This is a genomic window from Pseudomonas sp. FW306-02-D09B, from assembly GCF_058782685.1.
In genome coordinates this window covers 89597-99848 of the sequence record NZ_JBYSXY010000002.1, presented here as the reverse complement: position 1 = coordinate 99848, position 10252 = coordinate 89597, and the positions used below count along the sequence as shown (strand labels likewise).

The 10252-nt window shown below is 62.3% G+C and carries 10 protein-coding genes; all 10 read left to right on the top strand.

Annotated elements, in window-relative coordinates; all coding sequences use genetic code 11:
• Positions 1–41: 41 nt before the first annotated feature.
• From AC3WK5_RS04760 to AC3WK5_RS04715, 10 genes are read left to right on the top strand one after another with little or no spacing between them, the layout of a single operon-like run.
• Complete coding sequence (locus tag AC3WK5_RS04760; protein WP_103317155.1) at positions 42–626, top strand: outer membrane lipoprotein carrier protein LolA; 585 nt, start codon at positions 42–44, stop codon at positions 624–626.
• Positions 610–2949 carry an MMPL family transporter gene (locus AC3WK5_RS04755; protein ID WP_103317153.1) on the top strand — a complete coding sequence of 780 codons (2340 nt, stop codon included), beginning with the start codon at positions 610–612 and terminating at the stop codon, positions 2947–2949. The genes AC3WK5_RS04760 and AC3WK5_RS04755 overlap by 17 nt, the downstream gene beginning before the upstream one ends.
• Positions 2946–4106 (top strand): cation:proton antiporter, encoded by a 1161-nt coding sequence (locus tag AC3WK5_RS04750; RefSeq protein WP_103317151.1) that lies wholly within the window; start codon positions 2946–2948, stop codon positions 4104–4106. The genes AC3WK5_RS04755 and AC3WK5_RS04750 overlap by 4 nt, the downstream gene beginning before the upstream one ends.
• On the top strand, positions 4093–5340 hold the full coding sequence (locus tag AC3WK5_RS04745) for an NAD(P)/FAD-dependent oxidoreductase (protein WP_103317149.1): 1248 nt from the start codon (positions 4093–4095) through the stop codon (positions 5338–5340). Before AC3WK5_RS04750 ends, AC3WK5_RS04745 begins: the two co-directional genes overlap by 14 nt.
• Positions 5337–6077, top strand: coding sequence for a class I SAM-dependent methyltransferase (locus AC3WK5_RS04740; protein ID WP_103317147.1), 741 nt, complete (start codon positions 5337–5339; stop codon positions 6075–6077). Before AC3WK5_RS04745 ends, AC3WK5_RS04740 begins: the two co-directional genes overlap by 4 nt.
• The gene (locus AC3WK5_RS04735; protein ID WP_019691410.1) at positions 6077–6562 is read left to right on the top strand and encodes a DUF3261 domain-containing protein; all 486 of its coding nucleotides are present in this window, start codon (positions 6077–6079) and stop codon (positions 6560–6562) included. Before AC3WK5_RS04740 ends, AC3WK5_RS04735 begins: the two co-directional genes overlap by 1 nt.
• On the top strand, positions 6559–7755 hold the full coding sequence (locus AC3WK5_RS04730; protein ID WP_103317145.1) for a beta-ketoacyl-[acyl-carrier-protein] synthase family protein: 1197 nt from the start codon (positions 6559–6561) through the stop codon (positions 7753–7755). Before AC3WK5_RS04735 ends, AC3WK5_RS04730 begins: the two co-directional genes overlap by 4 nt.
• A complete protein-coding gene (locus AC3WK5_RS04725; protein WP_103317142.1) occupies positions 7752–8231 on the top strand; it encodes a hotdog family protein in 480 nt (159 codons plus the stop codon). Before AC3WK5_RS04730 ends, AC3WK5_RS04725 begins: the two co-directional genes overlap by 4 nt.
• Complete coding sequence (gene fabG, locus AC3WK5_RS04720; protein WP_103317139.1) at positions 8228–8956, top strand: 3-oxoacyl-ACP reductase FabG; 729 nt, start codon at positions 8228–8230, stop codon at positions 8954–8956. The genes AC3WK5_RS04725 and fabG overlap by 4 nt, the downstream gene beginning before the upstream one ends.
• Complete coding sequence (locus AC3WK5_RS04715) at positions 8956–10182, top strand: beta-ketoacyl-ACP synthase (protein ID WP_103317137.1); 1227 nt, start codon at positions 8956–8958, stop codon at positions 10180–10182. Before fabG ends, AC3WK5_RS04715 begins: the two co-directional genes overlap by 1 nt.
• Positions 10183–10252: the final 70 nt, after the last annotated feature.

Sequence of the window (10252 nt, the reverse complement as noted above, 5' to 3'; positions counted from 1 at the left end):
CGGGAGCAAGCTCCCTCGCCACACGTAGCGGCTACAAGGTTGTGGTGATACTGATAGCGCTGCTCGGTTTTTCATCGCTGGCTAACGCCTTCGACCTGCAACAGCTGAGCGATCAACTGGCCAAACCCAGCGTGATCCACGGCAGTTTCATTCAGGAAAAACACCTGCGTGCCCTGCCGCAACCGCTGACCAGCAAGGGCTCGTTCGTACTGGCCAAGGATCACGGTTTGCTGTGGTTGCTCAAGACGCCGCTGCAACAGGATTACCGGATCAGCACCAAGGGCATCGCGCGGCGTGACGGCAGCGGTTGGCAAATGCTGCCGGGCAAAAGTGCCGGCGCCGAGCAGAACCGCATCTTCCTCGCCGTGCTGCAAGGCGACAGCAGCGGGTTGCAACGGGATTTCGAGTTGTCGCTGAGCGGCGAAGCACAGCACTGGAAGCTCACGCTGACTCCGCGTTCGATGCTGCTCAAACAAGTGTTCAATCAGATCAACATCGACGGCGGCGAACTGGTGCAACGCATCGAGCTGCTGGAAACCCAGGGCGACAGCACCGTTTTGCGCATGCAGGACACCACCAGCGCCAACCCATTGAGCGATGCGGAGCAACATGACTTTGCCGAGTGAACGGAGGCTTCCACGGCTATTTCTGACCCTGCTGCTGGCGGTGCTCGCACTCGCCGGTTGGCAATGGCACGACGGCGCACCGCTGTCGGCCAACCTGATGGATCTGGTGCCGGGCACCGCGCCGGATGCGCTGGAACTCAAGGCCGAACAGCGCATGCAGGAACCGCTGAACCGCGAAATGCTGGTGCTGGTCGGCCACCCTGATCGCGAACAAGCCATCGCCATGACGCAGAAGCTCGGCGAGCAGTGGCTGGCCAGTGGACTGTTCGAAAAGGTCCAATGGAACCTGCAAGCCGACTTGCCCGCGCTGCGCACGCAGCTGCTGCAAGGTCGGTTGGCGATGCTCTCGGCCGCCGATCGGCAACAGTTGATCGAACAACCGCAAGCCTTCATCCAGCAGCGCGTACAAGCGCTGTTCGACCCCTTTACCGGTTTCAGCCTGGTGCCGAGCCAGGATGACTGGCTGGGCCTGACCGGACGCATTCAAAACAGCCAGCCGCAACACGGTTCGGTACAACTGGACATTGGCAGCGGCACATTGGTCGCTGACGCCGACGGCAAAAGCTGGGTCATGCTGCGAGCCCGTACCAGCGGCAACGCATTCGACATGCGCCTGCCACTAAAGGTCGCCGAGCTGCTCAAGCATAGCCGCGAAGAAGCCACGCAGGCCGACGTGCAATTACTCGCCGCCAGTGGCCTGCTGTACGCCGCCAATGGGCAACAGCAAGCGACCCGCGAAATTACCTGGGTCGGCGGTGGTGCAACCGTCGGCATCCTGTTGCTGCTGTTGCTGGCGTTCCGCAGATTTCGCGTGCTGCTGGCCTTCATCCCTGTACTGGTCGGCATGCTGTTTGGTGCGGTGGCCTGCGTCGCACTGTTTGGCCATATGCACGTGATGACCCTGGTGCTGGGATCGAGCCTGATCGGCGTCGCCGTCGACTACCCGCTGCATTACCTGTCCAAGAGCTGGAGCCTGAAACCCTGGCACAGCTGGCCCGCACTGCGCCTGACCTTGCCGGGGCTGACCCTGAGCCTGGCCACCAGTTGCATCGGTTATCTGGCACTGGCCTGGACACCGTTCCCGGCGCTGACCCAGATTGCCGTGTTCTCTGCCGCCGGTCTGCTTGGCGCCTACCTGTCGGCGGTGTGCTTGTTGCCGGCGCTGTTCAAGGGCACGGACCTGCGACCCGCGCAGTGGCCGCTGCGGGTGGCCGAGTTCTTGGTGAACGTGCGTGCAGCGCTGCTCAAACGCGTGCGCAGTTCGGTCCTGCTGGTGTTGGTCCTGGCCTTCTGTGCGGGCGGCCTGTGGCACCTGACCACGAAAAACGACATCCGTCAGTGGGTCAGTGCGCCGCCGCAATTGATGAACGAAGCGCAGACCATTGCGCGGATCACCGGTTATCAACCCACCAGCCAGTTCTTCCTGGTGCGCGCGGCCAACCAGCAGCAACTGCTCGAGCGCCAGAAAGCCCTCAGCGACCGCCTGGATCAGTTGGTCAATCTGGACAAGCTCAAAGGCTACCTGGCGCTGAGCCAACTGGTCAGCCTGCCTTCCGAGCAGCAACAGGTTCGCGAAGCGCTGAATAAACTCCCGGCATTCTGGCAACCGTTGCTCGACCTCGGTATCCCGGCCACCGCACTGCAAGCCGAACTGACGCAGTTGCAGGCCTTGCCGGTCGAAGACATCGACGCAGCGCTGGTCGGGCCCTTGGCCGAGCCATGGCGCCCGCTATGGATCGGCGCCTCGGATGACGGCGTGGCGGCGATGGTCAGCCTGCAAGGCTTGAACGATACCGCGCTGCTGCGGGTGCAAGCACTGGACTTGCCGGGTGTGCAGTTGGTGGATCGTCTGGACGACCTGAACAAGGTCTTCGCCGCCACCCAGATCAGCGCGGCTGAACTGAAACTGATGTCCTGCGCATTGATCGTGTTGCTGCTGATTCTGCCCTTCGGTTTTGGCGGCGCTCTGCGGCTCGTCGCGCTGCCATTACTGGCGGCCTTGTGCAGCCTGGCCAGCCTCGGTTGGCTGGGGCAGCCGCTGACGCTGTTCAGCGTGTTCGGGTTGCTGCTGGTGACAGCGATCAGTGTCGATTACGCGATCCTCATGCGCGAGCAGATCGGCGGGGCCGCCGTGAGCCTGTTGGGCACGCTGCTGGCGGCGGCGACCACGTGGCTGTCGTTTGGTCTGCTGGCGATTTCCAGCACCCCGGCGGTGAGCAACTTCGGTCTTTCGGTGAGCCTCGGGCTGGCCTTCAGCTTCATTCTCGCGCCGTGGGCCAAACCTTCGGCGCATGCCGCGCCCGTCGTAGAGCCGGCAGCATGATGACCATGCTGTTCTGGCTGCTGGCCTTGGCGCTGTTCGCCGTAGCGACGCGCGTTGGGCGTCATTTTGGCTTGATCCCGATTGTCAGCCAGTTGCTGCTGGCGACCTTCGGCCTGCCGCTGCTGATGTATTTCTGGATTGAACCGTACTGGCAGTTGAGCGGCGCCGAACTGGTCTCGCCGGGCTGGCTGAAAAACCTCTACAGCCTGAGTTTCGCGCTGTTACTGGGGCATATCCTCAGCGACGTGATCGACCTGAAGCTGGACCGTCAGAGCCTGAAAATCGCCTTGCCGAGTTTCGGCATTCCGTTCGCCTGTGGTCTGGCGACAGCGATTTGGTTGCTGCCGGATCAGCCATGGTTGAGTTCGCTGGCAGTCGGCCTGTTGTTCGCGATCACGGCGATCCCGGTGTTGTATCTGTACCTGCGGCACATCAACTATCCACCCGCCGCGACCCGCCGACTGGTGCAGACCGCCATCCTCATCGACCTGACCTGCTGGAGCCTGTTCGCCTTCGCCCAAGGCAGCCTGCACCTGAGCAGCCTGTTGCTGCCGCTGGCCGGCGCCTGCCTGCCGTTGCTGCTGCGTGTGCTCGGGTTACGCCAGCCGCTGCTGCACAGCCTGGGCTTCTTCGCGCTGCTGGTGGTGGCGGAACACTTCAAACTCAATGCGCTGATTTTCGGCATCGGTTATCTGTTGTGCATGGCTGCCCTCAAACTACCGCTGGTGCTACCGTTATCGGCAGCCTGGATGAGTCGCTTGCAGAACAGCATCGCAATCCCGCTGATCCTGACCTTCGGCATTGTGCAGATCAACGTGCACAGCGCCATGGACAGCCTCAGCTGGATGCAGCTCGGTGCGCTGCTGGTGTTTCCTATCGCCAGCAAACTGCTGGGTAACTGGCTCGGCCTCGGTTGGGCCGGAACATCGTTTGTCGGCGCCAACCGTTGGCGCGAAAGTCTGCTGTTGAACATTCGCGGCTTGAGCGAGATCGTCTTTCTCAATCTGCTGCTGCAACAACAGCTGATCAGTCCCGCGCTGTATTTCGCGCTGATGCTGATGGGTTTGATCGCAACACTGCTGCCGGCACTCGCCGGCGTGCACCGAATCCCCTCACCGCTCGCCGCCCCGGCCAGGAGCTCCAGTGCCAACAGTTGATACGGAACGTCGCCAGGTCATCGTTATCGGTGCCGGCCCATCGGGCGCCATCGCCGCCGCGCTGCTCAAGCGTAACGGCCATGACGTGCTGATCATTGAACGTCAGCACTTCCCGCGGTTTTCGATCGGCGAAAGCCTGCTCTCGCACTGCCTGGATTTCGTCGAAGAAGCCGGCATGCTCGAAGCGGTACAAGCCGCCGGCTTCCAGCTGAAAAACGGCGCGGCGTTCGCCTGGGGCGAGCGCTACAGCACGTTCGATTTCGGCGACACCTTCAGCAACGGCAAGCCGACCACCTTTCAGGTCCAGCGCGCAGATTTCGACAAACTGCTGGCCGATCAGGCAGCGCTGCAAGGGGTGGAAATCCGTTACGGCGAGACGATCATCAGTGCCAACTTCGAGCGGGCGAAACCCCAGCTCAGTGCTCGCCGTGAAGACGGCAGCGAATACCCTCTCGAAGCAGATTTCGTGCTCGATGCCAGCGGCTACGGCCGCGTCTTGCCGCGCCTGCTCAACCTTGAAGCACCGTCGAACTTCCCGCTGCGCCAGGCCGTGTTCACCCACATCGAAGACCACATCGACGGCCCGCACTTCGACCGTGAAAAGATCCTCATCACCACCCACCCGACCCAGCGCGACATCTGGTTCTGGACCATCCCGTTCAGCCAGGGTCGCTGCTCGGTGGGCGTGGTTGCTGCAGCCGAACACTTCGACGGCCGCGGCGACGATCTCGACGAATGCCTGCGTGGCTTCATCGCCGAAACCCCGAGCTTGGCCAAGGTGCTGAAAAACGCCCATTGGGACACGCCCGCGCGGACCATCGGCGGCTACTCGGCCAACGTCAAAACCTTGCACGGCCCGGGCTTCGCCTTGCTCGGCAACGCCGCAGAGTTCCTCGATCCGGTGTTTTCCTCCGGCGTGACCATCGCCATGCGTTCGGCGAGCATGGCCGCCGGCGTTCTGCATCGCCAACTGCAAGGCGAAAGCGTGGACTGGCAACGCGAGTTTGCCGTGCCACTGAAGCGCGGTGTCGACACCTTCCGCTGCTACGTCGAAGGTTGGTATGCCGGGACCTTCCAGGATGTGATCTACCACCCTGGCAGCGCTCCGGAGATCCGCCGCATGATCAGCGCGATCCTCGCCGGTTACGCCTGGGACGAACGCAATCCGTTCGTCAGCGAACCCAAGCGCCGGTTGCGCATGCTCTCGGAGATTTGTGCGAGTGATGCAACGTGAGTGACACCGAACAACAGTACCTCAGCGACAGTTACGTCGAAGAAACCCGCTTCGGGTTCTGGTTCCTGCGCAGCTTCACCTGGCAGCACCACGTGCTGCGAGTGGCAATCAACGACCTGCGCAGCTTGTTCGGCGAAGCACTGCCCAGCCATCCGGTGCTGCTGGATGCCGGTTGCGGTCAGGGCAAGTCGTTCCAGTACCTGCATCAGGTGTTTGCCCCGCAACGGCTGATCGGCCTCGACGCCGACCCGCACAGCCTGATGCTCAGCGGCGAAGAGGCGCAGCGCCAGAACATCGACGTCGAACTGATCGGCAGCGATTGCGCGACTCTCAAGCTGCCGGACGCCAGCGTCGATTTGCTGTTCTGCCACCAGACCTTCCACCACCTGGTGGAACAGGAGCAAGCCCTCGCCGAGTTCTATCGGGTGCTCAAGCCGGGCGGCTATCTGATGTTTGCCGAGTCCACCGAAGCCTACATCGACACCTGGGTGATTCGCTGGTTGTTCCGCCACCCGATGCACGTGCAAAAGAGCGCCGACGGGTATTTGCAGATGATTCGCCAGCAGGGTTTTGAATTCGGCCCGCAAAACGTGTCCTACCCTTATCTGTGGTGGAGTCGTGCGAAGGATTTTGGTTTGCTCGAACGCTTTGGACTGCGCCGCCCAAAACCGGTTGGCCAACGGGAAGAAACCCTGGTCAACGTGGTTGCCCGTAAACCGTTCGAAGGTAAGCGCTAATGATTCGCCTCCTGCTCGTGTGCTGTGCCTTGCTGCTGAGCGCTTGCGCCAGCCAGCCGCCGCTGCCCGAGCGCAACCCGACACTGGCCTTGCCGCTGCAATTGCATGTCGAGCGGCAACGGGCCGATCAACGCCAGGACTGGTTGCTGGTGATCCAGCGCGAAGGTGCCGGTATTCGCTGGTCGCTGATGGACCCATTGGGCATTCCTGTGGCTCGCCAGCGCCTGGTCGACAACCAGTGGCAGGCCGACGGCTTGCTGCCGCCCAACCCGGAAGCGCGCCAGTTGTTTGCAGCGCTGTTATTCGCCCTGACACCGGAGGCCGAGTTGCTCAATAATTATCCTGCTGCCCGGCGTCATGCCGCTTTACGCTCGCTGACGCCACACTGGCAGGTGCTGTATCGAACCCCGTCGGACTTCGTGCTGACGCTGCCCGAACAGCTGAACTATCACGTTACCCCGCTGACCGCCGAGACTGCGCCATGACGGCCTACCTGAACGCCCTCGGGCTGATCTGCAGCCTGGGCCGCAACAAACACGAAGTGGCCCGCAAGCTGTTTGCCGGCGACTGCTCGGGAATCCGTGTCGAGGCCGGCTGGGTGCCTGAACGTTCGCTGCCGGTGGCGGCGGTACACGGTGAGTTGCCCGCGATCCCGGCTGCACTGAAGCAGCACAACACCCGCAACAATCAGTTGCTGCTGGACGCCGCGCTGCAAATCCGCGAAGACATCGAACAGGCCATTCAGACCTATGGCCGTGGACGCATCGGCATCGTCCTGGGCACAAGCACCTCGGGCATCGACGAAGCCAGTCGCGGGATTGCCCATTACCTGCGGGACGGTCAGTTCCCGCCAGAATACGACTACCAACAACAGGAACTTGGCGCCCCGGCGAACTTCCTCGCCGACTGGCTGCAACTGAGCGGCCCGGCCTATGTGATTTCTACGGCCTGCACCTCCAGTGCCCGCGCATTGATGAGTGCTCAGCGACTGCTCGACATGGGCATGTGTGATGCGGTGCTGTGTGGCGGCGTCGACAGTCTGTGCAAACTGACCCTCAACGGTTTTTCGGCGCTGGATGCAGTGTCCGAGCAGCGCTGCAATCCGTTCTCGGTCAATCGCAACGGCATCAACATCGGTGAAGCAGCGGTACTTTTCTTGATGAGCAAACACCTCGGCAGCAGCCAACCGATTGCCCTGCTGGGCAGCGGCGCCAGCTCCGACGCGCACCATATTTCCGCCCCGGAACCGAGCGGGCGCGGTGCCCTGCAAGCGATGAACAAGGCCCTGCGCAGCGCCGGTTTAGCGCCTGAGCGGATCAACTACCTGAACCTGCACGGCACCGCCACCCAACACAACGACGCCATGGAAAGCCTGGCGGTCAACAGCCTGTTCCCGGCGGGCGTGCCCTGCTCTTCAACCAAGCCCATGACCGGCCACACCCTCGGCGCGGCCGGGGCGCTGGAAGCGGCGTTCTGCTGGCTGAGCCTGAGCCGCGACAACACCCGACACGCGCTGCCACCACAGGTCTGGGACGGCCAGCCTGACCCGCAATTGCCAGCGCTGAGTTTTGTGACCGCTGCTGATCGCCTGGAACCAAGCACTGCACGTTGCCTGATGAGTAACTCCTTTGCCTTTGGTGGCAACAACGTCAGCCTGATTATCGGAGACGCCCAATGATTGATTGGCCTCTCGCCGAACTGCTGCCCCACGCGGGTGACATGATCCTTATCGATCACGTGCTGTCGTTCGACGAAGAACAGATTCACACCCGCCTCACCGTCAAGCCCGGTGGCCTGTTCAACCAGCCCGACGGTAGTTTGCCGGCCTGGGTCGGTATCGAGCTGATGGCGCAAAGCGTGGCAGCGTACGCCGGCTGTCGCGCACGCGAGCGAGGCAATCCGGTTGAGCTTGGATTCCTGCTCGGCACGCGTAAATTTGAATGTAATGTGGAACACTTCCCGGTCGGCAGCGAACTGACGATCCACGCCCTGCGCTCGCTCGAAGACGACAACGGCATGGGCGTTTTCGAATGCCACCTGACGGCACCCGGCATTCATGCCACGGCCCGTCTGAATGTGTTCTGCCCACCTCAGTCGGCTCACTACCTACATGAATCCCACTCTTCTACTAGCACTACTGGAGTCCAGTCTTGACTGAATCCGTACTGGTCACCGGTTCCAGCCGTGGCATCGGCCGCGCCATCGCACTACGCCTGGCCCAGGCCGGCTTTGATCTGGTGCTGCATTGCCGTAGCGGTCGCAGCGACGCCGAAGCCGTTCAGGCCGAAATCGAAGCATTGGGCCGCCGTGCGCGCATCCTGCAATTCGACGTGTCGGATCGTGCCAGCTGCAAGGTCCATCTGGAAGCCGACGTGGAAACCCACGGCGCCTATTACGGCGTGGTGCTCAACGCCGGCCTGACCCGCGACGGCGCCTTCCCGGCCCTGAGCGAGGACGACTGGGACGTGGTGATGCGCACCAACCTCGACGGTTTTTATAACGTGTTGCACCCGGTGATGATGCCGATGATTCGCCGTCGCGCCGCCGGGCGGATCGTGTGCATCACCTCGGTTTCCGGGTTGATTGGTAACCGTGGGCAGGTCAACTACAGCGCCTCCAAGGCCGGGTTGATCGGCGCCGCCAAGGCCCTGGCGATCGAACTGGGCAAACGCAAGATCACCGTCAACTGCGTTGCGCCGGGGCTGATCGACACCGCGATGCTCGACGAAAACGTCCCCGTTGAAGAACTGCTGAAAATGATCCCCGCACAACGCATGGGCACTCCTGAAGAGGTGGCCGGCGCGGTGAATTTCCTGATGTCCGCCGAAGCGGGCTATATCACCCGGCAGGTGCTGGCCGTCAACGGAGGCCTGTGCTGATGAAACGTGTCGTCGTCACCGGCATGGCCGGCATCACCTCGTTGGGCAGCGACTGGGAGACCATTCGCGCTAATTTCAAGGCCAATCGCAGTGGCATCCGCCGCATGGACGAGTGGGATCGCTTCATCGAACTGAACACGCGCCTGGCCGGGCCCATCGATGATTTCACCGTCCCGAGCCACTGGACCCGCAAGCAGTTGCGCAGCATGGGCCGGGTTTCCCGGCTGGCGGTCGGCGCGGCAGAACAGGCATTGGCCGATGCCGGCCTGCTCGGTGACGAGTCGATCAAGGACGGCCGCATGGGCGTGTCCTGCGGCTCATCCACCGGCAGCACCGAGGAAATCAAGGCCTTCGGCAAGATGCTGCTCAATTCAGTGGCTGAAGGTTTGAACGCCAATTCCTACGTGCGGATGATGCCGCACACCACGGCAGCCAATATCAGCATTTTCTTTGGCCTCACCGGGCGCTTGATCCCGACCTCCAGCGCCTGCACCAGTGGCAGCCAGGGCATCGGTTATGCCTACGAGGCGATCAAGTTCGGCCGCCTGCCGCTGATGCTCGCCGGCGGCGCCGAAGAGCTGTGCCCGACCGAAGCCATGGTGTTCGACGCGCTCTACGCCACCAGCCTGAAAAACGACGCCCCGAAAACCAGCCCGCGGCCTTACGACAGTGCACGCGATGGCCTGGTGATCGGTGAAGGCGGCGGCATGCTGGTACTCGAAGAACTCGAACACGCGCTGGCCCGCGGTGCGCACATTTACGCCGAAATCGTTGGTTTTGGCAGCAACGCCGACGGCCAGCACGCCACCCGCCCAGAGCAAACCACCATGCGCCGGGCCATGGAGCTGGCACTCGAAGACGCAGGCCTGGAGCCATCGGCCATCGGCTACGTGAACGGCCACGGCACCGCCACCGAGCAAGGCGACATCGCGGAAACCCTGGCCACCAACAGCCTGTTCGGCAGCCACATGCCGATCAGCTCGCAGAAGAGTTTTCTCGGTCACACCCTTGGCGCCTGCGGTGCACTGGAGTCCTGGTTCAGCATCGAAATGATGAACAGCGACGAGTACGTGCACACCTTCAACCTCGACGACATCGATCCACGCTGCGGCGAACTGGACTACCTGCGCGGCGAGTTCCGTGAGATGAGCTGCCAGTACGTGATGAACAACAACTTTGCCTTTGGCGGGGTTAACACGTCGCTGATCTTTCGGCGTTGGTCGTAAGCGCCACATCAAGATCAAAAGATCGTCGCCTGCGGCGGCTCCTACAAAGAACGGCATAGACGCTATCGCA

Coding starts and splice junctions, on each gene's coding strand:
- AC3WK5_RS04755 (WP_103317153.1), top strand. CDS start 610: ATGACTTTGCCGAGTGAACGGAGGCTTCCACGGCTATTTCTGACCCTG.
- AC3WK5_RS04750 (WP_103317151.1), top strand. CDS start 2,946: ATGATGACCATGCTGTTCTGGCTGCTGGCCTTGGCGCTGTTCGCCGTA.
- AC3WK5_RS04735 (WP_019691410.1), top strand. CDS start 6,077: ATGATTCGCCTCCTGCTCGTGTGCTGTGCCTTGCTGCTGAGCGCTTGC.
- AC3WK5_RS04730 (WP_103317145.1), top strand. CDS start 6,559: ATGACGGCCTACCTGAACGCCCTCGGGCTGATCTGCAGCCTGGGCCGC.
- AC3WK5_RS04725 (WP_103317142.1), top strand. CDS start 7,752: ATGATTGATTGGCCTCTCGCCGAACTGCTGCCCCACGCGGGTGACATG.
- AC3WK5_RS04715 (WP_103317137.1), top strand. CDS start 8,956: ATGAAACGTGTCGTCGTCACCGGCATGGCCGGCATCACCTCGTTGGGC.